The sequence below is a fragment of the Rhizobium sp. Root1212 genome, from assembly GCF_001424985.1.
Lineage (GTDB): Bacteria > Pseudomonadota > Alphaproteobacteria > Rhizobiales > Rhizobiaceae > Pararhizobium.
The window spans coordinates 117,142-142,667 of record NZ_LMDA01000025.1 but is presented as its reverse complement, the minus strand read 5'-3'; the positions used below and the strand labels follow the sequence as shown (position 1 = coordinate 142,667).

Below are 25,526 nucleotides of genomic sequence, written 5' to 3'. Positions count from 1 at the left end.
GAAGGACGCCGGAAAGAAGCGACTGATTACGCCGAGTAGTACATGTCGAATTCGACCGGATGCGGGGTCATTTCGTAGCGCATGACCTCAACCATCTTCAGTTCGATGTAAGAATCGATCTGGTCGTCGTCGAAAACGCCGCCGGCGGTCAGGAACTTGCGATCCTTGTCGAGGCTTTCCAGCGCTTCGCGCAGCGAGCCGCAGACCGTCGGGATCTTCTTCAGTTCCTTCGGCGGCAGGTCGTAAAGGTCCTTGTCCATGGCCTTGCCGGGATGGATCTTGTTCTTGATGCCGTCGAGGCCGGCCATCAGCATGGCGGCAAAGCCGAGATAGGGGTTGCCGAGCGGATCGGGGAAGCGGATTTCGACGCGCTTGGACTTCGGACCCGTGCCGAACGGGATGCGGCAGGATGCCGAGCGGTTGCGCGCCGAGTAAGCCAGCAGCACCGGCGCTTCATAACCCGGAACGAGACGTTTGTAGGAGTTCGTGGTCGGGTTGGTGAAGGCGTTGATCGCCTTGGCATGCTTGATGATGCCGCCGATGAAATAGAGGCAGCTCTCCGATAGACCGGCATATTCGTCGCCGGCGAAGGTCGGTTTGGTGTCCTTCCAAATCGACAGATGCACGTGCATGCCCGAGCCGTTATCGCCGAAGATCGGCTTCGGCATGAAGGTGGCCGTCTTGCCATAGGCATTGGCGACCTGATGCACGACGTACTTGTAGATCTGCACCTTGTCGGCGCTGCGCACCAGCGTATCGAACCTGACGCCAAGCTCGTGCTGGGCGGCGGCCACTTCGTGGTGCTGCTTTTCGACGGTGACACCCATTTCGGTGAGAACCGTCAGCATTTCAGAGCGCATATCCTGGCACGAATCGACCGGCGGAACCGGGAAATAGCCGCCCTTGACGCGCGGACGATGGCCGAGGTTGCCGGTCTCGTAGTCGGTGTCGTCGTTCGACGGCAGTTCGGAACTATCCAGCTTGAAGCCGGTATTGTACGGATCGGCCTTGTACTTGACGTCGTCGAAAACGAAGAATTCCGGTTCCGGGCCGGCATAGACGGTATCACCGATGCCCGAGGCCTTGAGATAGGCTTCTGCCTTCTTGGCCGTGCCGCGCGGATCGCGGTTGTAAGCTTCGCCAGAGACGGGATCGAGAATGTCGCAGACGATGACCATGGTCGACTGGGCGAAGAACGGGTCCATATGGGCCGTCGCCGGATCGGGCATCAGCACCATGTCGGATTCGTTTATCGCCTTCCAGCCGCCGATCGAGGAGCCATCGAACATGACGCCATCGGCAAACATGTCTTCATCGACGCAGCCGATGTCCATCGTGACATGGTGCAGCTTGCCCTTGGGGTCGGTAAAGCGCAGGTCGACGAACTTGACGTCGTTTTCCTTGATCTGCTTGAGAATGTGACTTGCAGTCGTCATTTTTGGAACGTCCTTTTTGAGATGACGAGGTCTTGTTTTGATGAAGACGTGAGGCCAGGCGCGAGCGGCCCGGCGGATGGGTTCAGATGGCGTCTATGCCGGTTTCGCCTGTGCGGATGCGGATGACTTCCTCGACGTTGGAAACGAAGATCTTTCCGTCGCCTATACGGCCGGTCTGGGCGGCGTTGCGGATCGCTTCGATGACGGCGTCGGCATTTTCGTCCGCCAGCACCACTTCGACCTTCACCTTCGGAAGAAAATCGACGACGTATTCCGCGCCGCGATAAAGTTCCGTATGCCCCTTCTGGCGGCCGAAGCCCTTGGCCTCCGTGACGGTGATACCTTGCAACCCGACCTCTTGCAGCGCTTCCTTAACTTCATCGAGTTTGAAAGGCTTGATGATCGCTTCGATCTTTTTCATGAGAAAATGTCTCTCCGCTTCTCCCGTTGTGGCGGGTTCGAACCCGCGCCGACGACGACACGCAATTTGCATGCCAGATATGAAAGATTCTGCGCGAAATCACGCGAAAACCTCCCCCTCGACGGTGATCATACGTCTTTGCGGCGAATAATCACGCGCTTTTGCCTATTTTTTGTGATTTTTTAACAGCGATTGCTACCGCACGCCGATCGGGCTACCCCCGCCGGCAAATGCACGCAAAAACGCGCAGTAAATATATGCAAATGCACAAAAAACGCGCACTGGACGGTGAAAAATGGGGCTTGTTCTTCCTCTTGTGGAAAGCCATGCTTCCCTCATGCCTCAGAAGCCCATTCATACCCTTTTCACACCGGAGCAGATGAGCGCTGCCGACGTCGCCGCGGCGTTGTCGGGCATCGACAGTTTCGGCTTGATGCTGCGTGCAGGCGAGGCGGTCGCGGCCACCGCGCTGCGGCAATTTTCCGGCGCCCGACGTTTCGTCGTCCTCTGCGGGCCGGGAAACAATGGTGGTGACGGCTATGTCGCAGCGCGGGCGCTTTTGTCGACCGGTGTAGAGGTAGCCGTTTACGCCTTCGGCGATCCAACGCGGCTGAAAGGCGATGCCGCAAGCGCCTTCTCCGCTTTTTCCCGCCCCGTCGCCGCGCTTGCGGCCTACCAATCCAGGGAGGGTGATGTTGTGCTCGACTGCCTTTTCGGGGCAGGGCTGGCGCGTCCCGTCCCGCCTGAAGTGGCTGATGTCATCGCCCGCGTCACGGTGGCGGATGTTCCGGTAATCGCGGTCGATCTGCCATCGGGTGTCGACGGACGCAGCGGGCAGGTGTTGGGCGCGAGTTTCAAGGCGCTCAAGACGGTGACGTTCATGGCGCTGAAGCCCGGTCACCTGCTGTTGCCGGGACGAACGTTGTGTGGCGAGATGGAGGTGTTCGATATCGGCATTCCGTGCCGCATCCTGATGGCCGCAGCTGGCAGGCTCTATGAAAACGGGCCGCATCTATGGCGTGGAAGCGGTAACGCCCTTGATCCGGCATCCCATAAATACACGCGCGGCCATCTCGCCGTCTTTTCCGGCGGTCCCTTTGCGACCGGCGCGGCCCGCCTGTCCGCAACAGCAGGCCTCAAGGCAGGCGCCGGTCTGGTGACGGTCGCCGGGGCGGCAAAGGCGCTTTCCGCCCAGGCCGCGCACCTGACGGCCGTGATGATGAAGCCGGTCGAAAAAGCGGAAGATCTTTCGGAGTGGCTGCAGGATGCCCGCATCCACGCCTTCGTGCTTGGCCCAGCCTTTGGCGACCTGGAAAAGGCGCGCAGATATGTCCCATTGCTGGCAGCACGTCCGCTCGTTCTCGACGCCGACGGTATCACCGCTTTCCGCGAGAACCCGGAGACCTTGTTCGATGCCTTTGCGGGCAGCGAGACCCGTCTCATTCTGACGCCGCACGAAGGCGAGTTCCGCCGGCTTTTTCCCGATCTCTCAGAGGATGCCGGTCTCTCGAAGATCGACCGCGCCCTGGCCGCCGCAAGGCGCAGCAACGCCGTCATCGTCTACAAAGGCGCCGATACCGTCATCGCCAGCCCGGATGGACACGCGGCGATCAATACCGATGCACCGCCATGGCTTGCGACGGCCGGTTCCGGCGATGTTCTCGCCGGCATCATCGGCGCCCATCTGGCCCAGGGGATGCCGGCCTTCGAAGCCGCTACCGCAGGTGTCTGGCGTCACGGCAAGACCGCGGCGGCCTTGGGCGAGGGCCTGACCGCCGAGGATCTGGCTGCTCACATCGTGCCGCTGGACCAGGAATGACCCGATCGAAGGTTCCGACAAGAAACGGCGTCAGCCGTCGATCTTGGCCTGAAGCGCCCTGGCGCCGTTCGGCGCATTCACTTTTCCTTCGGTGATGAAGAAAGCAAAGACATCCCTCGGCTTCTTCTCGACTTTCCGCGCCGGATCTGCATGCTCCAGCTGCTCGACGGCGCCGCCGGAAGCCCAGCTTTCCAGCCGTTTCGCCCAGAGATCGAGGCGCTTTTCATCATAGCATGTGGCGACGTCGTCGCTGCCGGTCTGCAGGCGGGCATAGACGAAATCGGCCGTGACATCGGCGATCATCGGATATTCATGATGGTCGGCAAACACGACCGCGATATTGTGCTTGGCAAGTAAAGCCGGGAATTCGGGGGTGCGGAACGTTGGATTGCGCACTTCGACGACGTGGCGGAGCGTCAAGCCATCCCGTTTTTCAGGAAGCAGGGCGAGAAACGCGCCGAAATCATCCGGATCGAATTTCTTGGTCGGCATGAATTGCCAGAGAATGGGACCGAGATGCGAACCCAGCTCCGTCAGGCCCTGTCCGAGGAATTTTTCAATCGACTCTGCCCCCTCAGCCAGCACCTTGCGATTGGTCGTGAACCGGCTGGCCTTCAGGGAAAAGATGAAATCCTCCGGCACCTCGGAGGCCCATTTCGCAAAGGTCTCGGGTTTTTGCGAGCTATAATAAGTGCCGTTGACCTCGATAACCTTCAGCTGACGGCTGGCATATTCGAGCTGGCGTTTTTTGGAGAGCTTTTCCGGGTAGAACGTACCCTCCCATGGGTCGAAGGTCCAGCCACCGATACCTATGCGGATAGTTCCGGCCTTGGTCATGCAATCGTCTCCTCGCGAATTGGCAGCGCCGGCAGCCTCAGGCCGGCGCAATGAAAGGCTGCGAAATCTCCCGGAAAACCGGTAAACCTTCGAGGCGGCTGCAAAAGGCCGCCAGCTTCGGATAAAGCGCTTCATCCAGAAGGTCGGGATGGGCCTCCCTCACATGCCGCCAGGCACAGGCGACAGCGATGTCGCAATGGCCGATGCTGCGACCGCCCCAGAAATCGCCGCCAACCAGGTGTCTCCGCCATTCCTCAAGGGCTGCGGTAGCTGCAAGTATCTGCTCCCTCAACCGGCCAACCCATCCCATGGCCGGCTGTTCATGCAACCGCAGCTCATAGAACAGGCTCACACCCTTGTCGGCCAATCCCGTTGCAAGGGCCGCGATCCTCATCGCCCGCCGCCGTTCCGGCTCATGGGCCGGAAACAGCCTCTGATCTTCCGGCATAAGGCCATCGAGGTAATCGAGCATCGAAGGACTATCGACCAGCACATCGCCCCCATCGAGAATCAGCGTCGGCACCCGCATCAACGGATTGATGGACTGCACCTTGTCACCCTCCGAAAACACCGACCACGGCTGGTGTTCGAAGGGAAGGTTGTACAGTCTCAAGGCGATCCCGACGCGCCGGACAAACGAGGAATCATATTGCCCGATCAGGATCATCGCCTTTACTCCGCGGCAGCCTTGCGGATGGGCCGGCGCTCCAGAAGCTCCCTCAGGAACTGCCCGGTATAGGACCGCTCGACCTTGACCACATCTTCCGGCGTGCCGGATGCAATGACCTCGCCGCCGCCATCGCCGCCTTCGGGGCCGAAGTCGATAATCCAGTCGGCTGTCTTGATGACTTCGAGATTGTGCTCGATGACAATGACGGAATTGCCCTGGTTGACCAACTCGTGCAGCATTTCCAGAAGCTTGGCGACGTCATGGAAGTGCAGGCCGGTCGTCGGTTCGTCTAGAATATAGAGTGTGCGGCCGGTCGAGCGCTTCGACAACTCCTTGGCCAGCTTGACGCGCTGCGCCTCGCCGCCCGAGAGCGTATTCGCCTGCTGGCCGACCTTGATGTAGCCGAGGCCGACATCGAACAGGGATTGCAGCTTGTCGCGCACGGCCGGCACGGCCGAAAAGAACTCGACGGCTTCCTCGACTGTCATATCGAGCACATCGGCGATCGACTTGCCCTTGAAGGTCACGTCGAGGGTTTCGCGATTGTAGCGCTTACCATGGCAGACGTCGCAGGTGACGTAGACATCCGGCAGGAAGTGCATCTCGATCTTGATGACGCCATCGCCCTGGCAGGCCTCGCAGCGGCCGCCCTTGACGTTGAACGAGAAACGGCCCGGCTGATAGCCGCGCGCCTTGGCTTCCGGCAGACCGGCGAACCAGTCGCGGATAGGGGTGAACGCACCGGTATAAGTCGCCGGATTAGACCGCGGCGTGCGGCCAATCGGCGATTGATCGATATCGATGACCTTGTCGATGTGCTCGAAACCATCGATCCGATCATGCTCCGCCGGATTTTCACGGGCGCCCATGATACGACGCGCGGCAGCCTTGTAGAGCGTCTCGATCAGGAAGGTCGACTTACCGCCGCCGGAAACGCCGGTAACCGCCGTGAAGACGCCGAGCGGGATGGACGCGGTGACGTTCTTCAGATTGTTGGCGCGAGCGCCGACGACGGTGATTTCTTTTTTCTTCTTCGGTTTGCGGCGCTCGGCGGGCACGGCGACCGAAAGCTCGCCGGACAGATATTTGCCGGTCAGCGAATTCGGATTGTCGATGATCTGCTGCGGTGTGCCTTGTGCCACGATCTCGCCGCCATGGATGCCGGCGGCAGGGCCGATATCGACGACGTAGTCCGCCGTCAGCACAGCGTCCTCGTCATGCTCGACGACAATGACGGTGTTGCCGATGTCGCGCAGATGCCGGAGCGTATCGAGCAGACGGGCATTATCGCGCTGGTGCAGGCCGATCGACGGCTCGTCCAGCACGTAAAGGACGCCTGTCAGGCCTGAGCCGATCTGCGAGGCGAGACGGATACGCTGGCTTTCGCCGCCGGACAGGGTGCCGGAGTTGCGCGACAGGCTCAGATATTCGAGACCGACATCGTTGAGGAAGCGCAGGCGTTCGCGGATTTCCTTGAAGATGCGGACCGCGATCTCGTTCTGCTTGGCGTTCATCTGCGCGGGCAGAGCCTCGAACCAGTCGCGGGCGACACGGATCGACATTTCGGTGACTTCACCGATATGCAACTTGTTGATCTTGACCGCCAAGGCCTCCGGCTTCAGGCGATAACCGTTGCAGGCCGGGCAAGGGGCCGCCGACATATAACGCTCGATTTCCTCGCGCGCCCAGGCGCTGTCGGTTTCCTTCCAACGGCGCTCGAGGTTCGGGATGATGCCTTCGAAGTTCTTCGTCGTGTTGTAGGAGCGCGCGCCGTCGACATAGTGGAAGGTGATCTTCTCCTCGGTGCCCTGCAGGATCGCGTTCTGCGCGGCGGCGGACAGGTCGCTCCACTTGTTCGACAGTTTGAATCCAAAGGCTTGGCCAAGCGCCTCCAGCGTCTGGTTATAATAAGGAGAAGTCGATTTCGCCCACGGTGCGATGGCACCGTTCTTCAGCGTGCGGTCGATTTCCGGCACGATCAGCGCCGGGTCGATCTTCTGCTGGCTGCCGAGACCGTCGCAGGTCGGGCAGGCGCCGAAGGGGTTGTTGAATGAAAACAGCCGCGGCTCGATTTCCGGAATCGTGAAGCCGGAAACGGGGCAGGCGAATTTTTCGGAGAACATTACCCGTTCGTGGGTTTCGTTAAGCGACTTGTTGGCCGAGCCGCCGGCCGAGGTTTCCTCCGGCGGCAGCGGCTTGTCGGCGAATTCGGCGATTGCCAGGCCGTCAGCGAGCTTGAGGCAGGTTTCAAGACTGTCGGCAAGGCGCGAACTCAGGTCGCTGCGCACGACAACGCGGTCGACGACGACGTCGATATCGTGCTTGTATTTCTTGTCGAGCGCCGGGGCTTCGGCAATCTCATAGAACTGGCCGTCGATCTTGACGCGCTGGAAACCCTTTTTCATCAGTTCGGCGAGTTCTTTCTTGTACTCGCCTTTGCGGCCTCGCACGATCGGCGCGAGGATATAAAGACGCGTGCCTTCGCCGAAATCGATCACCCGGTCGACCATCTGCGAAACCGTCTGGCTTTCGATCGGCAGGCCCGTTGCCGGCGAATAGGGAACGCCGACGCGCGCAAACAACAGGCGCATGTAGTCGTAGATTTCGGTGACGGTACCGACGGTCGAGCGCGGGTTGCGCGAGGTCGTCTTCTGCTCGATGGAGATTGCCGGGGAAAGTCCTTCGATCTGGTCGACATCCGGCTTCTGCATCATCTCCAGGAACTGGCGGGCATAGGCCGAAAGGCTCTCGACATAACGCCGCTGTCCCTCGGCATAGATCGTATCGAAGGCAAGTGAAGACTTGCCGGAGCCCGACAGGCCGGTCATGACGATGAGCTTGTTGCGCGGCAGATCGAGGTCGATGCCCTTCAGATTGTGCTCGCGCGCGCCGCGGATGGAAATGGTCTTCAGTTCGCTCATGGTGCTCAGCTTCTGGGAATTCGAAAGTCTCTATTTAAGATCGGCAAAGCTCATGTCGAGCGCCAATCCAAAAAACAGCAGGCCTTTACGAGTCAGTTGACAGGATAATAGCCATAAACTAGAACAAAGAAAGAACAAAAATTCATAATCATGTGGATACGCGAAATGGCGGGGCGTATCCTCGAAATCCAGGCGCTACTATGCGCGCCACAGGGAAAGCCGTCTGTTGGGCGGCGTAAGAAACAGGAAAGAGCGAGATGGCTGGCAGTGTCAATAAGGTTATTCTGATCGGAAACCTCGGAGCAGATCCGGAAATCCGCCGCACCCAGGATGGCCGGCCGATCGCCAACCTGAACATCGCGACCTCGGAAACCTGGCGCGACCGCAACAGCGGCGAGCGCAAGGAAAAGACCGAGTGGCACCGCGTCGTGATCTTTAACGAAGGTCTCTGCAAGGTGGCCGAGCAGTATCTGAAGAAGGGCGCCAAGGTTTATATCGAAGGCCAGTTGCAGACCCGCAAGTGGCAGGACCAGAACGGTCAGGACCGCTATTCGACGGAAGTGGTGCTGCAGGGCTTCGGTTCGACGCTGACGATGCTCGACGGCCGTGACGGCGGCGCCGGCGGTGGTCGTGGCGCTTCCGATTTCGGCGGCGGCCAGGGCAATTACAGCGGTGGTTCGAGCAATTATGGCGGCGACGATTACGATCGTCCGGCGGCACAGCCGAGCCGCTCCGGTGGCAGCCCGAGCAATTTCTCGCGCGACATGGATGATGACATTCCGTTTTGATTGAATTGGGCGAATAGCGAATAGCGTAGACATCGGGCCTTTGGCCGAACAGCATCTATTCGCTATTCGCTATTCGCTATTCGCTATTCGCTATTCGCTAGATCGAAAATGCCGAGCGAACGCCGTCGACGACGAACTGGACGGCAAGGGCTGCGAGGATGACGCCGAGAAGGCGTGTCAGGATAGCGCGGCCGGTGACGCCGAGGAAGCGGTCGATACGTTCGGCAACCACAAGCGACGCAAACAGCACCAGCAGACAGACCGCTATGACGACGATCAGTTCGATGCGGTCCACCGTCGACGAGAACGAGCCGGAGAGCAGGATGGTGGCGGAGATCGCGCCGGGGCCGGCGATCAGCGGCAGCGCCAGCGGGAAGACCGCGATATTGTGAATGTGGTCGCGGGTGATGGCGACTTCGCCAGTCTTTTCCTTGCGTTCGTTGCGCTTCTCGAAAATCATCTCGAACGCGATCCAGAAGAGCAACATGCCGCCGGCAATGCGGAATGCACCGATCGAGATGCCGAGCAGGCCGAGAATCCGGTCGCCGAACAGCGCGAAGGCGGCAAGGATGAAGAAGGCGATCAGCGTGCCGCGCCGGGCCACGAGATAGCGATCGTGCCTGTTCATGCCGACTGTCAGGCTGAGGAAGATCGGCGCCAGGCCCGGCGGATCGATCGTCACCAGGATGGTCGTCAGCGCGTTGATCAGAAGATCGAGATGGTTCATGCGGCTTCCCCTGCGGCTCTGTTTCGGCGGCCGTTTGCCCTATTGGTAGGCGAGCGCAGCAGGGAAGGGAAGCCGTCCGGGGCCGGGCCGCCACGCTTTTGCCGTTTAAATGCCGTTTCAACGGCGTGAGGGCCGAAACCTGTTCAAAACCCGTCCCCGAAATTGGCGCTATCAAGCGCATTCGGCTATAAAAATCTGTCTGATTCTGAACAAAGATCGTGATCGAAATTGACTGAACAAAGCACACCCGGCGGCGGCAAGAACCCACCAGGCATCGAACCCATTTCCATCATGGAGGAGATGCAGCGCTCCTATCTCGATTACGCGATGAGCGTCATCGTCAGCCGGGCGCTTCCCGATGTCCGTGACGGCTTGAAGCCGGTGCATCGCCGCATCCTGTTCGGGATGAGCGAACTCGGCATCGACTGGAACAAGAAATACGTCAAGTGCGCCCGTGTCACCGGGGACGTGATGGGTAAATATCACCCGCACGGCAACCTGGCGATCTACGATGCCTTGGCGCGCATGGCCCAGCCGTGGTCGCTGCGGCTGCCGCTGATCGACGGCCAGGGCAATTTCGGCTCGATCGACGGCGACCCGCCGGCGGCCGAGCGCTACACCGAATGCCGGCTGGAAAAGGCCGCCCATTCGCTGCTCGACGATCTCGACAAGGAAACGGTCGATTTTCGCGACAACTATGACGGCACGCTGAGCGAGCCGATGGTCGTTCCGGCAAAATTCCCGAATCTGCTGGTGAACGGCGCCGGCGGCATCGCCGTCGGCATGGCGACCAACATCCCGCCGCACAATCTGATCGAGGTCGTCAACGGCTGTATCGCGCTGATCGACAATCCGGGCATCGAGCTGCCGGAAATGATGGAAATCATTCCGGGTCCCGATTTCCCGACGGCTGCGCTCATCCTCGGCCGCTCCGGCATCCGCTCTGCCTATGAGACAGGCCGCGGCTCCGTCATCATGCGCGGCCGCGCCACCATCGAGCCGATGCGCGGCGACCGCGAGCAGATCATCATCACCGAGGTTCCCTATCAGGTGAACAAGGCGACGATGATCGAGAAAATGGCCGAACTGGTGAAGGACAAGCGTATCGAGGGCATTTCCGACCTTCGCGACGAGTCCGACCGCCAGGGTTACCGCGTCGTTGTCGAGCTGAAGCGCGACGCCAATGCCGAGGTCATCCTCAACCAGCTCTATCGCTACACGCCGCTGCAGACCTCCTTCGGCTGCAACATGGTGGCGCTGAACGGCGGCAAGCCGGAGCAGATGACGCTGCTCGACATGCTGCGCGCCTTCGTCGCCTTCCGCGAGGATGTCGTCAGCCGCCGCACCAAGTACCTGCTGCGCAAGGCGCGCGAGCGCGCCCATGTGTTGGTGGGTCTTGCCATCGCCGTCGCGAATATCGATGAAATCATCAAGCTGATCCGCGAGGCGCCCGATCCGCAGACGGCGCGCGAACAGTTGATGACCCGCCGCTGGCCGGCCGCCGATGTGGAAAGCCTGATCCGCCTGATCGACGACCCACGTCATCGCATCAACGAGGACCTGACCTACAACCTGTCCGAGGAGCAGGCCCGCGCCATCCTCGAACTGCGCCTTGCCCGCCTGACGGCGCTCGGTCGTGATGAAATCGGCGACGAACTGAACAAGATCGGCGCCGAGATCAGTGACTATCTCGAAATCCTGTCGTCGCGCGTTCGCATCATGACGATCGTCAAGGACGAGCTTGCTGCCGTTCGCGACGAATTCGGCACGCCGCGCCGCACCGAGATCACCCTCGGCGGCCCGGAAATGGACGACGAAGACCTGATCGCCCAGGAAGACATGGTCGTGACCGTGTCGCATCTCGGCTATATCAAGCGCGTGCCGCTGACGACCTACCGGGCGCAGCGCCGCGGCGGCAAGGGCCGCTCCGGCATGGCGACGCGAGACGAGGATTTCGTCACGCGCTTGTTCGTCGCCAACACCCATACGCCGGTGCTGTTCTTCTCCTCGCGCGGCATCGTTTACAAGGAAAAGGTCTGGCGCCTGCCGATCGGCACGCCGCAATCGCGCGGCAAGGCGCTGATCAACATGCTGCCGCTGGAGCCGGGCGAGCGCATCACCACGATCATGCCGTTGCCCGAGGACGAGGCGACCTGGGAAAACCTCGACGTCATGTTCTCGACCACCCGCGGCACGGTGCGCCGCAACAAGCTGTCGGATTTCGTCCAGGTCAACCGTAACGGCAAGATCGCCATGAAGCTCGAGGAGGAGGGTGACGAAATCCTCTCCGTCGAGACCTGCACCGATCAGGACGACGTGCTTTTGACCACGGCGCTCGGCCAGTGCATCCGCTTCCCGGTCGATGACGTCCGCGTCTTCGCCGGGCGCAATTCTATCGGCGTGCGCGGCATTTCGCTGGGCGAAAGCGATCGCATCATTTCCATGACCATCGTCGGCCATGTCAATGCCGAGCCGTGGGAGCGGGCCGCCTATCTGAAGCGCGCCGCTGCCGAACGCCGTACAGCAACGGGCGAGGAGGAAGAAATCTCCCTCGTCGGCGAAGAGGTCACGGAAGAAGGCCAGCTTTCCGACGAACGTTACGAGGAACTGAAGGCCCGCGAGCAGTTCGTGCTGACGGTTTCCGTCAAGGGCTTTGGCAAGCGCTCCTCGACCTATGACTTCCGCACCTCCGGCCGTGGCGGCAAGGGCATCCGCGCCACCGATACCTCGAAGACCTCGGAAATCGGCGAACTGGTCGCAGCCTTCCCGGTCGATGACGGCGACCAGATCATGCTGGTCTCGGATGGCGGCCAGTTGATCCGCGTGCCGGTGGGCGGCATCCGCCTCGCCAGCCGCGCGACCAAGGGTGTCACCATCTTTTCCACCGCCAAGGATGAGAAGGTCGTTTCGGTCGAGCGCATCAGCGAGCCGGAAAGCGAAGAGGACGAAGAAGGTGTTGTGGAGGCAGTGGCTGAATCGGAAGCCTCCGACGCTGGAAACGGCGGCGAAGCCTGACGCCCTGAAACACCACGGATATGATGACCGAAGGGGTGGCGAAAGCTGCCCCTTCGTGCATTTGGGAGGAATGTCAAATTAAATAGTATTGACTAATTGATTAGTTATTGCTATTCAATTTCCCATGATCGAGGCCGAAACCATAACGACCGTCATGCGCGCCCTTGCCGATCCCACGCGGCGGGCCGTATTCGAACGCATCGTCAACTCCGATGAAATCACCGTCGTCGAACTGACCCGCGCCAGCAGCGTCACCCAGGGGGCCATATCCCAGCACTTGAAGGCCTTGAAGCAGGCTGGCCTCGTCAGCGAGCGCCCCGAGGGGCGAAATGTCTACTACCGCGCCGCGCCGGAGGGCCTTGCGCCGCTGGCTGACTGGATGAGTCATTACGGCGTCTTCTGGCGCGAACGTTTTGCCGATCTCAGAAACCTGCTGAAGGAACTCGATCCATGAACCAAACGGTCAGCCAGGAAGCCATCGTAATTGATGAAGTCTTCCCACATGCGCCTGAAACGATCTGGAAGGCTCTGACATCCGGTGCCCTGATAAGCCGCTGGCTGATGGAGCCGAAGGGTTTCGAGGCGATCGCCGGCAACCGCTTCACCTTCCAGACGACGCCCGCCGGCGCATGGGATGGCACCATCCACTGCGAAGTGCTGGAGATCGTGCCGAACGAGCGGCTGTCCTATAGCTGGAAGGGTGGTCACGACAGCAATGAGGGTTATGGCTCGAAGCTGGAGACGGTGGTGACCTTCACTCTTTCGAAAGCCGAGGCCGGCACGCGGCTGCGGCTCGTTCATTCCGGCTTTGTTCTGCCGAAGAACGACAGCGCCTATCGCAATATGAGTGAGGGATGGAAGAAGGTGGTGAAGAGGCTCGACACGGTTGTCGCTGAAGAATCGTCACAAACGCTGCATTGAACGAGGAGGAGAAAGAGATGAGCAAGCCCTATACCGGCGGCTGCGCCTGCGGCGCGATCCGCTACGAGATTTCAGGTGAGCCGGCCGTCATGGTCGATTGCCAGTGTCGGCAATGCCAGCGCGACAGCGGCACCGGCCATCAATCGCACATGACCTTTGTCGCCGCCGACGTGACGGTCGAGGGGGAGGCCTCGCGTTTCCAGACTGTCGGCGATGGCGGGACTGTCAAGCAACGCGGCTTTTGCCCGACATGCGGTTCGCCCGTCTATCTGGCTTTTCCCGACATGCCCCAGGTCTTCATCGTCACGCCGGCAAGCCTCGACGATCCGGGCCGCTACCAGCCGCAACTGGTTTCCTGGACGGCTGCCGGCCATGCCTGGGATCATCTCGATCCGGCTTTGCCGAAATTCGAGCAGATGCCACCGCGAGGATAGATTTGGAGCATAGTCCAATAAAAAAACCGGACGGGCAGGGATGCCGTCCGGTTTTTTAATGATGCGGCACTGGAGGTTGCCACAGGAAAAAGGGCTCGTCCGGCTCATACTTGGAAGCCGGTATCATTCATCTTGAGGGCAGCGCGGTCGCGTTGCAGTTGAAAGATGGTTGTTGCGAAATCGGCGAGAAACACGATACTGATCACCGCGGATGCAATCATCATTGCTATTGCCATCGCTGATGTTCCTTACTTGAAGGCGATCTTGCGGATACCGTCATTACGATCGTCCCGCGCTTCGTCGCGAATTGCGTGGACGGTCGCAAACAGCATTGCGAAAAACATAGTCATCGACAGAAGTATAAGTCCCATGGCGGTGTTCCTTTCGAGCCATAACGGCCTGACCGTCAGAAAGTTCCGTCCTTGAGCTTCACCCTAGTCTTGATCCCTTGAAGCTTCGCTGAACGTGCCCTTTATCTACCGTTCAGGAATGGATCGCGCTGTTTCCATGGGAACAAGAGTAAAGGCATCGGCGCACTCCCTTGCGGTTGAGGACAGTCCGTGACAAAAGGCTGTCAAACGGAACAGGCGCGATGACGACAGCTTTCTATCCCGGCTCCTTCGATCCGATGACGAATGGACATCTCGATGTGCTGATGCAGGCGCTCAATGTCGCTTCGAAGGTCATCGTCGCGATCGGTATCCACCCCGGCAAGACGCCGCTGTTTTCCTTCGATGAGCGCGCGGCGCTGATCCGCCAGTCGCTGGGCGAGGCGTTGCCTGAACGCGCCGGCGATATCGATATCGTGTCCTTCGGCAATCTGGCCGTCGATGCGGTGCGTGCGCATGGCGCGACCATGCTCGTGCGCGGTCTTCGCGATGGCACGGATCTCGATTACGAAATGCAGATGGCCGGCATGAACCGCCAGATGGCGCCGGATATCCAGACCCTGTTTCTGCCGGCAGGTGCGGCCTCCCGGCCCATTACCGCCACATTGGTCCGCCAGATCGCGGCCATGGGCGGCGATGTCAGCGCCTTCGTGCCGGCCGCCGTCTATCAGGCGCTTGCCGCCCGACGCAAATCCTGACGCCCTTGGCGTTATTCTCACGGGAGCTATCATGAAAATCCTCAAACTCGCTTTTGCCGGCGCCTTGGTTCTTGCCTCCGTCACGGGCGGCGCCTTTGCCCAGGCAAAGGACTATCTGACGATCCAGCTGAAGGACGGCCCGGTCGTGATCGAGCTTCGCCCGGATGTGGCGCCCAAGCACGTCGCGCGCCTGAAGGAACTCGCAGCCGGCGGCGAATACAACAATGTCGCCTTCCACCGCGTCATTCCGGGCTTCATGGCCCAGACCGGCGACGTCCAGTACGGCAACATGGAAAAGGATTTCCAGGCGGGCATGGCCGGCATGGGCGGCTCCTCGAAGCCTGATCTTCCGGCCGAATTCTCAGATGTTCCGTTCGAGCGCGGCACGGTCGGCATGGCCCGCTCGCAGGACCCGAACTCCGCCAATTCCCAGTTCTTCATCATGTTCGCCCCTGGTGACTTCCTGAACGGCCAGTACACGGTCGTCGGCCAGGTGGTCGAAGGCATGGAGAATGTCGACAAGATCAAGAAGGGCGACGAAGCCAACAACGGCTCCGTTACCGATCCCGACCGCATGATCAGCGTCAAGGTCGGCAAGTAAACCCATAACACCAAGGAGAAAAGCCATGGCCGAGATCAAGGACCCGGAAAACACCATCATCATGGAAACGACGCAGGGCAAGGTCGTCATCCAGCTTCTGCCGGATTTGGCACCGGGCCACGTCGCGCGCATCAAGGAACTTGCTAATGAAGGCGCCTATGACGGCGTCGTGTTCCACCGCGTCATCAACGACTTCATGGCCCAGACCGGCGACGTCCAGTACGGCAAGAAGGGTGGCGCAAGCTTCAACCCGGCGCGCGCCGGCATGGGCGGCTCCGACAAGCCGGACCTGAAGGCCGAGTTTTCCAACATGAGCCACGTGCGCGGCACCTGCTCCATGGCCCGCAGCCAGATGCCGAACTCGGCGAACTCGCAGTTCTTCATTTGCTTTGCCGACAGCCCGTGGCTGAACAAGCAGTACTCGGTCTGGGGCCAGGTCATCGAAGGCATGGAAAATATCGACAAGATCAAGCGCGGCGAGCCGGTACAGGACCCGGACCATATCATCTCGATGAAGGTTGCCGCCAACGCCTGATCCGGGCTATTCCAAAAACCCGCTCCGGCGCGTGAGGTGCCGGGGCGGGTTTGCCATTTGAAGAAGACTGTCATGCGTGTCGATCTTTTCGATTTCGATCTGCCCGAGGAAAACATTGCGCTCCGGCCCGCAAGCCCGCGCGACAGCGCCCGCCTGCTCGTCGTCAAGCCGGGCGAAACGCCGGCTATCGAAGACCGCGGCGTGCTCGATCTGACCTCCTATCTGCGCCCCGGCGATGCCCTTGTGTTCAACGACACCAAGGTCATTCCCGCGCAGCTCGAAGGTATCAGACGCCGTGGCGAGGACGTGGCGACGGCCGTCTCGCTGACGCTGCACATGCGCGTCGCGCCCGATCGCTGGAAGGCCTTCGCGCGGCCGGCAAAGCGGCTGAAGCAGGGCGATCGGATTTCCTTCGGTCATGAAAACGCTTCGGCCTGCATGCTCGGAACGCTCGATGCGACGGTGGAGGAAAAGGGCGAGGCGGGTGAAGTCACCCTGCGTTTCGATCTTTCCGGCCCGTCGCTGGACGAGGCTATCGCGGCCGTCGGCCATATCCCGCTGCCGCCCTATATCGCCTCCAAGCGCCCGGAAGACGAAAAGGACCGCACGGACTACCAGACCGTCTATGCCCGCGAAGAGGGCGCTGTTGCCGCCCCGACGGCGGGCCTGCATTTCACCGACCGGCTGTTTGAATCGCTTGATGCCGCGGGCATCGAGCGGCATTTCGTGACGCTGCATGTCGGGGCAGGGACCTTCCTGCCGATGAAGGTCGACGATACCGACGACCATGTGATGCACCACGAGGTCGGCCATGTGAGCACCAATGTTGCTGCCCGGCTGAATGCGGTGAAGGCGCGGGGCAATCGCATCGTCTGCGTCGGCACGACCTCGCTGCGGCTGATCGAAAGTGCCGCGCAGGAAGACGGCCGCGTCGAGGCTTGGTCGGGCTCGACCGGCATCTTCATCACGCCCGGCTACCGCTTCCGCGCCGTCGATATGCTGATGACCAATTTCCACCTGCCGAAATCGACGCTGTTCATGCTGGTTTCGGCCTTCTCCGGGCTGGAGACGATGCAAGAGGCCTACGCCCATGCCATCGCTTCCGGCTACCGTTTCTATTCCTATGGCGATTCCAGCCTGCTTTTCCGGGATACCCGATGACCGAGAATTTCGAATTCAAACTGCTTGCGACCGATGGCAAGGCCCGTCGCGGCGAAGTATCCATGCCGCGCGGCACGATCCGTACCCCGGCCTTCATGCCGGTTGGAACCGTTGGTACCGTCAAGGCCATGTATCTCGACCAGGTGCGTGAGGTCGGCGCCGATATCATCCTCGGCAACACCTATCACCTGATGCTGCGCCCCGGCCCGGAGCGTGTCGCGCGCCTCGGCGGCCTGCACAACCTGATCCGCTGGCCATATCCGATCCTGACGGACTCGGGCGGTTTTCAGGTCATGTCGCTGTCGGGCCTGCGCAAGCTCGATGAGCAGGGCGTGACGTTCAAGAGCCACGTCGACGGTTCGCTGCACCATATGTCGCCGGAGCGCTCGATCGAGATTCAGGGCCTGCTGGACAGCGATATCCAGATGCAGCTCGACGAATGCGTGCGCCTGCCGGCGGAGCCGAAGGACATCGAGCGAGCGATGGAAATGTCCTATCGCTGGGCCGAACGCTGCAAGGTCGCCTTCGGCGATCAACCGGGCAAGGCGATGTTCGGCATCGTGCAGGGCGGCGATATCCCAGAGCTTCGCGTGCGCTCCGCGCAGGCGCTGGCAGGGCTCGACCTCAAGGGCTATGCGATCGGCGGTCTTGCCGTGGGCGAGCCGCAGGCCGTCATGCTGGACATGATCGACACGACAAGCCCGCATTTGCCGACTGAAAAGCCGCGTTACCTGATGGGCGTCGGTACGCCGGATGATATGCTTAAATCGGTCGCCCGCGGTATCGATATGTTCGACTGCGTCATGCCGACCCGCTCGGGCCGCCATGGTCTGGCGTTCACCCGCCATGGCCGTATCAACATCCGCAATGCCCGTCATGCCGAAGACCTGCAGCCGCTGGACGACCAGTCCGCGTGCCCGGCGTCGCGGGATTATTCGCGCGCCTACCTGCATCACCTCGTGCGCGCCAACGAGGCGCTCGGCGGCATGTTGCTAACCTGGAACAATCTTTCCTACTACCAGGATCTGATGGCCGGCATCCGCAAGGCGATCGAGGAAGGCCGCTATACCGACTTCATGGCCGAGACGCAGGAAGGCTGGGCGCGCGGCGAGGCCATAAACCGCCAATAAGGCAAACCGGAGCAGGCGCGGGGCTCAGATTTCCGGCCCCGGCGCCTGTTGCAGCATCTGTACGCCGTTGATCTTGTAGCTGCCATCAGGCTGCTTTTCGAGAAAATAGAGAGCGGTCCAGTCCTTCCCGTCGGGTGCCGAAATCAGCACCTCCTGTACGATCGTCCCGCCGACGACCTTGCTGCGGCCGAAGGCGAAGTTGCCGGGACGATAGACCGGCGCATAGCCGCGCCTTACCATGTCGAAGAAGATATCCTGGTTCGGAAACTTGCTGCGAATCTGCGGCGAGGCGAAGGAATAGGCCTCCGCCTTGTTGTCGGCAAGGAAGGCCTCGATCTGGTGCTGGATGATCGATTGCGCGGTGTCGACGGGCTCCACGGCGTGGGCGCTGAATGGCAGCAGCAGGGCGGCCAGAACGACGAAATGTCTCGTATTGAACGTCATGTCCAATTCCTCCCGTCCCACAACGGTTCATGTCCCAAACGAAGACAGCTTGCGAATGATAACGCTTCGATAATACTTACGATTTGATGTAAATAAATTCTATGAGCTTGCCGCCTCAAGCATCTGATCTGATGTCGAAAATTCGTATAGGGGCGTTTCAGCCCATCGGCGTTAACCCTACCTGTGAAGGTTAATTTTGGGTAACGCTTGCAGAAGTGCTTCGTTCGGCGCGATATGAACTTGCCGAGGGCGACTTCGGTTTTTCAGCACCAAAACAATATTGCCCTTCTCCGGTCACGGAGAAGGGCCTTATTTTGCCGTTTACTTGTCTTCGACGATTGCTTCCGGCCGGTCGCCGCCTTCGGCATGCTCGTAGTGCCAGAGCCCCTTGTCGTCTTGGAAGCTGATTTCCTCATCCTCGCCGCCGACCTGCTGCTCGGCCGCCGCAGCCTTCGCTGCAGCCAGCGCGTGTTCGCGGGTGGGATAACTTTCGGAAAAGACACTGCCGAGCTTGTAGGCCCAGCCGCCATCATGCTCCACGATCGAATAGACAACTCTGGTCATGTTTTTCTCCCTGTGCCATCTCAAACGTCTTTTGCATTGTCGTCTGGCTGGGAACGGCCGGGAGATGCATATCGTTCCGGCGCTTTCGTCCGTATCGGCCGTCTTCCGCTCAGCAAATCATATCCTAACATGGTTTGCCGAAGCAGGCGATTTTCAAGTTCGCACAGGTCATCACCCCAGAAGAAGCAGAGGCGATGACATTCCTTGCGGCTGTTCTCAGCGGATGCGCTTGGCCGCCGGTTCCGGCGTCAACTCGCCGTTCAGGCGGCGGTCGAGGTAATCCTCGCACTCGGTCATCAGCGTTTCGACCTGGCCGTTGAAGAAGTGGTTCGCACCCGGCACCGTCTTGTGGGTGATGAGAATGCCCTTCTGCGCCTTCAGCTTTTCGACGAGATTGTTGACGTCCTTCTCCGGCGCCACCTTGTCGACATCGCCATTGATGATCAGGCCGGAGGACGGGCAGGGCGCCAGGAACGAGAAGTCATAGGTGTTCGGCTGCGGCGCGATCGACATAAAGCCTTCGATCTCCGGGCGGCGCATCAGGAGCTGCATGCCGATCCACGCGCCGAAGGAATAGCCGGCGACCCAGCAGCTCTTCGAATCTGGGTGCATGCTCTGCACCCAATCGAGGGCCGACGCGGCATCCGAAAGCTCGCCGGCGCCGTGGTCGAATTCGCCCTGACTGCGGCCGATGGAGCGGAAGTTGAAGCGGAGCGTGGTGAAGCCACGCTTCTGGAACATATAGAACAGCTGGTAGACGATCTGGTTGTTCATCGTGCCGCCGAACTGAGGATGCGGATGCAGCACGATAGCGATCGGTGCATTCTTCTGCTTGGAAGGCTGGTAGCGGCCTTCAAGGCGTCCGGCGGGGCCGTTGAAAATGACTTCGGGCATTGTTACTCCGGGTATGGATCGGGTTCTAAAAGCCGTTTCAGCGGCTGAACTGTCTTGACGAATACAGTCAGCTTTTCTAGAACTCAGTTTAGAACCGTTCAAAACTGGTCACGGACTTCCGTGGCGGGTGTCGTCTCTTACGGCAAGCGAAGCGAAAATTTCAAGAAAAATGCATCGGCCGTTTGCCTTTAGATGGGTTGGGGCCGCTGTTTGGCAAGGATCATGACGCAGGCGCGCATCTACATGGACTGGAATGCGACGGCGCCGCTTCTTTCCGAAGCGCGTGAGGCCTGCGTGAGCGCGCTCGATCTCGTCGGCAATGCCTCTTCCGTTCATGCCGAGGGCCGGCGGATACGCATGATGATCGAAAATGCGCGCCGCTCCGTAGCGGCGCTTTGCGGCGCTTCTCCGGCCAGCGTGATCTTTACGAGCGGCGCGACCGAAGCCGCCAATCTGGTGCTCACCCCGGATTTCCGCATGGGCAAGACGCCGCTGAAGATCGGCCGGCTTTATGTTTCCGCAATCGAGCATCCAGCGTTGCGCGAAGGCGGACGTTTCGCCAAAAATGACGTGCAGGAGGTTCCGGTCACGCCCGCCGGCATGATCGATCTCGATGCGCTGAAGGCGGCCCTTGCCTCGCATGACCGCGCGGGTGGCTTGCCGATGGTCGCCGTGATGCTCGCCAACAACGAGACCGGCATCATCCAGCCGGTCGAGGCTGCGGCGGCGCTGGTGAAAGAGGTCGGCGGTATCTTCGTGGTCGATGCGGTGCAGGCTGCGGGCCGCGTGCCGCTGTCGATCGAAGTGATTGGGGCGGATTTCATGGTCGTCTCGTCCCATAAGATCGGCGGCCCGAAGGGTGCGGGCGCACTTGTCGCCCGCGGTGAAATCTTGATGCCATCCGCCTTGATCCGCGGCGGCGGGCAGGAGAAGGGCCATCGTTCGGGAACGGAAAACCCGATGGCCATCGCTGGCTTTGGCGCTGCAGCAGATGTTGCGGCCAAAGGCATCGATGAGCGTATGGCTGCGATTGCTGCTAAGCGCGATCGGCTGGAAGCAGCCATGCTTGCGGCAGCCCCTGACGTGCTGATCCATGGCAAGGGTGATCGGCGCATCGGCAATACCTCTTTCTTCACGCTTCCATGCCTGAAGGCGGAGACCGGGCAGATCGCCTTCGATCTTGAAGGCGTCGCACTGTCAGCCGGCTCGGCCTGCTCCTCGGGCAAGGTCGGGCAGAGCTACGTGCTGACGGCCATGGGCCATGATGCAGGGCAGGGCGCGCTTCGAATTTCCATCGGGCCGGGCACCACGGATGCCGAGATCGACCGCTGCGCGGCGGTCTTTGCGAAGATTTCCGGGCGGCGACGGCTTCCGGTCGCGGCCGCCTGATCAGAAAAGCTGCGGAAATGGAATTTTCCGCTTGGCAAACGGGGTGAAAATCGCCCTTTAGCCATTACATAAGCGATACGCAGAAACGTATCGGAATGACAAGCTACCGGACCTTGTATCCGGCAAGATTGGAGAACGACATGCCAGCTGTCCAGGAAACGATCGATCAGGTCGCGCTGATCGATGTGGACCAGTACAAATACGGTTTTGAAACCAAGATCGAGATGGACAAGGCGCCCAAGGGCCTTTCCGAAGATATCATCCGCTTCATTTCGGACAAGAAGCAGGAGCCGGAATGGATGCTCGAATGGCGCCTTGACGCCTATCGCCGCTGGCTGACTCTGGAAGAGCCGAAGTGGGCGCGCGTCGAATATCCGAAGATCGACTTCAACGACATCTACTACTACGCGGCACCGAAGGGCCAGACCGGCCCGAAGTCGCTCGACGAAGTCGATCCGGAACTCCTGAAGGTTTACGAGAAGCTCGGCATTCCGCTCCGCGAACAGGAAATGCTGGCCGGCGTGAAGACCTCGAAGATCGCCGTCGATGCCGTTTTCGATTCGGTCTCCGTCGTCACCACCTTCAAGGAAGAGCTGAAGAAGGCCGGCGTGATCTTCATGTCGATCTCGGAAGCCATCCGCGAGCATCCAGATCTCGTGAAAAAGTATCTGGGCTCGGTCGTCCCGACCACCGATAACTATTATGCGACGCTGAACTCGGCTGTCTTCACCGACGGCTCCTTCGTCTTCGTGCCGAAGGGCGTGCGTTGCCCGATGGAGTTGTCGACTTATTTCCGCATCAACGAGAAGGACACCGGCCAGTTCGAGCGCACCCTGATTATCGCGGAAGAGGGCGCCTACGTCTCCTACCTTGAAGGCTGCACCGCGCCGCAGCGCGATGAAAACCAACTGCACGCCGCCGTGGTCGAACTCGTTGCTCTTGACGATGCCGAAATCAAGTATTCCACCGTCCAGAACTGGTATCCGGGCGACAAGAACGGCAAGGGCGGCATCTACAATTTCGTTACCAAGCGCGGCGATTGCCGTGGTGCGCGCTCGAAGATTTCGTGGACGCAAGTCGAAACCGGCTCGGCGATCACCTGGAAATATCCGAGCTGCATCCTGCGCGGCGACGACAGCCGCGGCGAATTCTACTCGATCGCCGTTTCCAACGGCCATCAGCAGATCGACAGCGGCACCAAGATGATCCACCTCGGCAAGAACACGTCGAGCCGTATCGTCTCCAAGGGCATCGCCGCCGGCTTCAGCCAGAACACCTATCGCGGCCAGGTCTCGACCCACCGCAAGGCATCGAACGCCCGCAACTTCACCCAGTGCGATAGTCTGCTGATCGGCGACAAGTGCGGCGCCCATACCGTGCCCTACATCGAGGCGAAGAACTCGACGGCACAGTTCGAGCACGAAGCCACGACGTCGAAGATTTCCGAAGACCAGCTGTTCTACTGCCTGCAACGCGGCATTCCCACCGAAGCGGCGATCGCCTTGATCGTCAACGGCTTTGTCAAGGAAGTCATCCAGGAGCTGCCGATGGAATTCGCCGTCGAGGCGCAGAAGCTGATCGGCATCTCGCTCGAAGGCTCCGTGGGCTAAGCGCCGCTACCGAATTTGAACCGGCGCGCACCGGCGCGCATCCCCGTTTGTTCCAAAGGGACGATAGAAATGCTTGAAATCAAGAACCTGCACGCTCGCATCGCCGAAGACGGCACCGAGATCATCCGTGGCCTGAACCTCACCGTGAAGGCTGGCGAAGTCGCGGCCATCATGGGCCCGAACGGCTCCGGCAAGTCGACGCTCTCCTACATCCTGTCCGGCCGCGAAGACTACGAAGTCACCGAAGGCGATATCCTCTACAACGGCGAAAGCATCCTCGAACTCGACGCGTCCGAGCGTGCCGCCAAGGGTATTTTCCTTGCCTTCCAGTATCCGGTCGAAATTCCGGGTGTCGCCACCATGCAATTCCTGAAGGTGGCGATGAACGAGCAGCGCAAGTATCGCGGCGAAGAAGAGCTGACGACGCCGGAATTCATGCGCCGCGTCAAGGAAGCCGCCGCCGAGCTGAAGATTTCGCCGGAGATGCTGAAGCGCCCGCTGAACGTCGGGTTCTCCGGCGGTGAGAAGAAGCGCGCCGAAATCCTGCAGATGGCGCTGCTGCAGCCGCAGCTTTGCGTGCTCGACGAAACCGATAGCGGCCTCGACATCGACGCGCTGAAGATCGTTGCCGATGGCGTCAATGCGCTGCGTTCGCCCGACCGCGCCGTGATCGTCATCACCCACTACCAGCGCCTGCTCGAATACATCGTCCCGGATTCGGTCCACGTGCTCTACAAGGGCCAAGTCATCAAGTCCGGCGACAAGTCGCTGGCGCTCGACCTCGAAGCCAATGGTTACGCCGACATCATCGGCGCCGCTGCCTGAGGAGTTTTCCATGAACATCCAGACGGCAATCACGATGACGGCCTCAGAGACGGCTCTCGTCGATGCCTATACCGCCCAGCTTGGCGAACTGCCGGGCGACGGCGCGGTGCTTTCGGCCCGCGACGCGCTGCTCAACGCCCTGAAGACCGAAGGTCTGCCGACGCGCCGCATCGAATCCTGGCACTATAGCGACCTGCGCGCTCTGCTGCGCAGCGTTCCGGCCTTCGATACCGCGGCCTTTGCCGAAGGTGTCGAGCCGCTTGCTGCCGGCTCATCCGTCGTGCGGGTCCTGAACGGCAAGGCCGATGTTTCCGGTGCGCCGGAAGGCATCCATATTCGCCGTTACGGCGAAAGCCTTGTCGAAGGCGTGGCTGCTGCCGACCTCGTCGAGCGGGGGACCGATGACGCCATCGGCCGCATCAACGGCACCTTCGTCCGCGACGGTTTCGAGATCGAAATCCCGGCAGAAACAGTGCTGGAACAGCCGCTCGAACTGCAGCTGGTACAGAGCGCCGGCCAGAGCCACAGCCGCTTCCCGGTGACCTTCGGTGCGAAGTCCAAGGCCGTCGTTATCGAACGTCACCTCTCGGTCAACGATGCGCCGAGCCTCGTCAGCGTCGTCAGCGACCTGATCATCGACGAAGGCGCCGAGATCACCTGGATTATCCTGCAGCAGCAGGGTTCCGCCGACAGCCATTTCGGTCAAGTCAATTTCGACCTCGGCGCGGATGCCAAGCTGCGTATCTTCGTCATCAATGCCGGCGGCAAGCTGGTGCGCCAGGAAGTCCATGGCGTGACGACCGGTGAGGGCGCCGACTTCCAGATGCGCGGCATCAACCTGCTGGGCGACGAAAGCCATACGGACGTGACCTTCACGCTCGGCCACGACGTTCCGCATACGACCTCGACGGAGATCATCCGCAACGTCGTGCTGAACCGTGCCAAGGGCGTCTTCCAGGGCCAGATCCGGGTTGCCCCGGATGCCCAGAAGACCGATGCGCGCATGGCCTGCAACACGCTGCTGCTTTCCGACGACGCCGATTTCTCGGCAAAGCCGGAGCTGGAAATCTTCGCCGACGACGTTCAGTGCGGCCACGGCGCGACCGTGATCGACCTCAACCCGATGCACCTCTACTACCTGATGGCGCGCGGCATTCCCGAGGCTAAGGCGCGCACCATGCTGGTCAACGCCTTTGTCGACGAGATCGTCGAGGAACTGGAAGACGAGGCCATCATCGAGCCGCTCGAAGCGATCATCGCCGCCTGGCTTGAAAAACACGCCTGATTTGGACATTTG

Annotated in this window: 26 protein-coding genes; 15 read left to right on the top strand and 11 right to left on the bottom strand. The window is 60.6% G+C overall.

Translation table 11 applies throughout. The features are described 5' to 3' along the window. Positions 1-26: 26 nt before the first annotated feature. Positions 27-1,436 carry a type I glutamate--ammonia ligase gene (glnA, locus tag ASC86_RS21890; RefSeq protein WP_056326317.1) on the bottom strand — a complete coding sequence of 470 codons (1,410 nt, stop codon included), beginning with the start codon at positions 1,434-1,436 and terminating at the stop codon, positions 27-29. 82 nt (positions 1,437-1,518) lie between these two features. Beyond that, complete coding sequence (locus tag ASC86_RS21885) at positions 1,519-1,857, bottom strand: P-II family nitrogen regulator (protein ID WP_056326314.1); 339 nt, start codon at positions 1,855-1,857, stop codon at positions 1,519-1,521. Between the two features lie 337 nt (positions 1,858-2,194). Here ASC86_RS21885 and ASC86_RS21880 point away from each other — a divergent pair, with 337 nt between their 5' ends. Then, a complete protein-coding gene (locus ASC86_RS21880; RefSeq protein ID WP_056326562.1) occupies positions 2,195-3,676 on the top strand; it encodes a bifunctional ADP-dependent NAD(P)H-hydrate dehydratase/NAD(P)H-hydrate epimerase in 1,482 nt (493 codons plus the stop codon). A gap of 30 nt (positions 3,677-3,706) precedes the next feature. Here ASC86_RS21880 and ASC86_RS21875 read toward each other — a convergent pair whose 3' ends face one another. Genes ASC86_RS21875 through uvrA form a run of 3 tightly spaced genes read right to left on the bottom strand, consistent with a single transcriptional unit; the run spans position 3,707 to position 8,104 of the window. Then, the gene (locus ASC86_RS21875) at positions 3,707-4,513 is read right to left on the bottom strand and encodes a DUF72 domain-containing protein (protein WP_056326312.1); all 807 of its coding nucleotides are present in this window, start codon (positions 4,511-4,513) and stop codon (positions 3,707-3,709) included. Between the two features lie 37 nt (positions 4,514-4,550). Beyond that, positions 4,551-5,180: a glutathione S-transferase family protein gene (locus ASC86_RS21870; protein ID WP_056326309.1), complete on the bottom strand. Its 630-nt coding sequence runs from the start codon at positions 5,178-5,180 to the stop codon at positions 4,551-4,553. Between the two features lie 5 nt (positions 5,181-5,185). Continuing rightward, positions 5,186-8,104, bottom strand: a complete 2,919-nt coding sequence (gene uvrA / locus ASC86_RS21865; RefSeq protein WP_056326307.1) for an excinuclease ABC subunit UvrA — start codon at positions 8,102-8,104, stop codon at positions 5,186-5,188. Between the two features lie 257 nt (positions 8,105-8,361). Between uvrA and ASC86_RS21860 the strand changes: the two genes are divergently transcribed. After that, positions 8,362-8,892: a single-stranded DNA-binding protein gene (locus ASC86_RS21860; RefSeq protein ID WP_056326305.1), complete on the top strand. Its 531-nt coding sequence runs from the start codon at positions 8,362-8,364 to the stop codon at positions 8,890-8,892. Between the two features lie 97 nt (positions 8,893-8,989). Here ASC86_RS21860 and ASC86_RS21855 read toward each other — a convergent pair whose 3' ends face one another. Then, positions 8,990-9,619 carry a MarC family protein gene (locus ASC86_RS21855; RefSeq protein ID WP_056326302.1) on the bottom strand — a complete coding sequence of 210 codons (630 nt, stop codon included), beginning with the start codon at positions 9,617-9,619 and terminating at the stop codon, positions 8,990-8,992. A 228-nt stretch (positions 9,620-9,847) separates the two neighbouring features. On the opposite strand from ASC86_RS21855, the gene gyrA reads away from it, so the two are divergent. From gyrA to ASC86_RS21835, 4 genes are all read left to right on the top strand, one after another. Further along, positions 9,848-12,634 (top strand): DNA gyrase subunit A, encoded by a 2,787-nt coding sequence (gyrA, locus tag ASC86_RS21850; RefSeq protein ID WP_056326300.1) that lies wholly within the window; start codon positions 9,848-9,850, stop codon positions 12,632-12,634. A 124-nt stretch (positions 12,635-12,758) separates the two neighbouring features. Continuing rightward, positions 12,759-13,088 carry a metalloregulator ArsR/SmtB family transcription factor gene (locus tag ASC86_RS21845; protein ID WP_056326298.1) on the top strand — a complete coding sequence of 110 codons (330 nt, stop codon included), beginning with the start codon at positions 12,759-12,761 and terminating at the stop codon, positions 13,086-13,088. Continuing rightward, on the top strand, positions 13,085-13,555 hold the full coding sequence (locus ASC86_RS21840; protein ID WP_056326295.1) for an SRPBCC domain-containing protein: 471 nt from the start codon (positions 13,085-13,087) through the stop codon (positions 13,553-13,555). Before ASC86_RS21845 ends, ASC86_RS21840 begins: the two co-directional genes overlap by 4 nt. A gap of 17 nt (positions 13,556-13,572) precedes the next feature. Continuing rightward, positions 13,573-13,989: a GFA family protein gene (locus ASC86_RS21835; protein WP_056326293.1), complete on the top strand. Its 417-nt coding sequence runs from the start codon at positions 13,573-13,575 to the stop codon at positions 13,987-13,989. Positions 13,990-14,093: 104 nt separating this feature from the next. Here ASC86_RS21835 and ASC86_RS26960 read toward each other — a convergent pair whose 3' ends face one another. Then, entirely contained in the window at positions 14,094-14,225 is a 132-nt protein-coding gene (locus ASC86_RS26960) for a hypothetical protein (protein WP_280136992.1), read from the bottom strand. Positions 14,226-14,237: 12 nt separating this feature from the next. After that, positions 14,238-14,360 carry a hypothetical protein gene (locus ASC86_RS26955; protein ID WP_280136991.1) on the bottom strand — a complete coding sequence of 41 codons (123 nt, stop codon included), beginning with the start codon at positions 14,358-14,360 and terminating at the stop codon, positions 14,238-14,240. Positions 14,361-14,581: 221 nt separating this feature from the next. On the opposite strand from ASC86_RS26955, the gene coaD reads away from it, so the two are divergent. From coaD to tgt, 5 genes are all read left to right on the top strand, one after another. Beyond that, positions 14,582-15,076 (top strand): pantetheine-phosphate adenylyltransferase, encoded by a 495-nt coding sequence (coaD, locus tag ASC86_RS21830; protein ID WP_056326290.1) that lies wholly within the window; start codon positions 14,582-14,584, stop codon positions 15,074-15,076. A 31-nt stretch (positions 15,077-15,107) separates the two neighbouring features. Then, positions 15,108-15,677 (top strand): peptidylprolyl isomerase, encoded by a 570-nt coding sequence (locus tag ASC86_RS21825; RefSeq protein WP_056326286.1) that lies wholly within the window; start codon positions 15,108-15,110, stop codon positions 15,675-15,677. Between the two features lie 25 nt (positions 15,678-15,702). Beyond that, entirely contained in the window at positions 15,703-16,212 is a 510-nt protein-coding gene (locus ASC86_RS21820; RefSeq protein ID WP_056326284.1) for a peptidylprolyl isomerase, read from the top strand. Positions 16,213-16,284: 72 nt separating this feature from the next. Next, positions 16,285-17,373 carry a tRNA preQ1(34) S-adenosylmethionine ribosyltransferase-isomerase QueA gene (gene queA / locus ASC86_RS21815; protein ID WP_056326281.1) on the top strand — a complete coding sequence of 363 codons (1,089 nt, stop codon included), beginning with the start codon at positions 16,285-16,287 and terminating at the stop codon, positions 17,371-17,373. Continuing rightward, on the top strand, positions 17,370-18,503 hold the full coding sequence (gene tgt, locus ASC86_RS21810) for a tRNA guanosine(34) transglycosylase Tgt (protein WP_056326278.1): 1,134 nt from the start codon (positions 17,370-17,372) through the stop codon (positions 18,501-18,503). Before queA ends, tgt begins: the two co-directional genes overlap by 4 nt. Positions 18,504-18,527: 24 nt before the next feature. Here tgt and ASC86_RS21805 read toward each other — a convergent pair whose 3' ends face one another. From ASC86_RS21805 to ASC86_RS21795, 3 genes are all read right to left on the bottom strand, one after another. Then, positions 18,528-18,947, bottom strand: a complete 420-nt coding sequence (locus ASC86_RS21805) for a DUF4864 domain-containing protein (protein ID WP_056326276.1) — start codon at positions 18,945-18,947, stop codon at positions 18,528-18,530. Positions 18,948-19,268: 321 nt separating this feature from the next. After that, the gene (locus ASC86_RS21800) at positions 19,269-19,511 is read right to left on the bottom strand and encodes a DUF2188 domain-containing protein (RefSeq protein ID WP_056326275.1); all 243 of its coding nucleotides are present in this window, start codon (positions 19,509-19,511) and stop codon (positions 19,269-19,271) included. Between the two features lie 216 nt (positions 19,512-19,727). Further along, positions 19,728-20,405 (bottom strand): alpha/beta hydrolase, encoded by a 678-nt coding sequence (locus ASC86_RS21795; protein ID WP_056326272.1) that lies wholly within the window; start codon positions 20,403-20,405, stop codon positions 19,728-19,730. 222 nt (positions 20,406-20,627) lie between these two features. Between ASC86_RS21795 and ASC86_RS21790 the strand changes: the two genes are divergently transcribed. The 4 genes from ASC86_RS21790 (at position 20,628) to sufD (ending at position 25,514) form a co-directional block, all read left to right on the top strand. Next, complete coding sequence (locus tag ASC86_RS21790; protein WP_056326269.1) at positions 20,628-21,794, top strand: cysteine desulfurase family protein; 1,167 nt, start codon at positions 20,628-20,630, stop codon at positions 21,792-21,794. 140 nt (positions 21,795-21,934) lie between these two features. Beyond that, positions 21,935-23,404: a Fe-S cluster assembly protein SufB gene (gene sufB, locus ASC86_RS21785; RefSeq protein WP_056326265.1), complete on the top strand. Its 1,470-nt coding sequence runs from the start codon at positions 21,935-21,937 to the stop codon at positions 23,402-23,404. Between the two features lie 69 nt (positions 23,405-23,473). Beyond that, complete coding sequence (gene sufC / locus ASC86_RS21780; RefSeq protein ID WP_056326263.1) at positions 23,474-24,229, top strand: Fe-S cluster assembly ATPase SufC; 756 nt, start codon at positions 23,474-23,476, stop codon at positions 24,227-24,229. Positions 24,230-24,239: 10 nt separating this feature from the next. Continuing rightward, positions 24,240-25,514: a Fe-S cluster assembly protein SufD gene (gene sufD / locus ASC86_RS21775; RefSeq protein WP_056326262.1), complete on the top strand. Its 1,275-nt coding sequence runs from the start codon at positions 24,240-24,242 to the stop codon at positions 25,512-25,514. Positions 25,515-25,526: the final 12 nt, after the last annotated feature.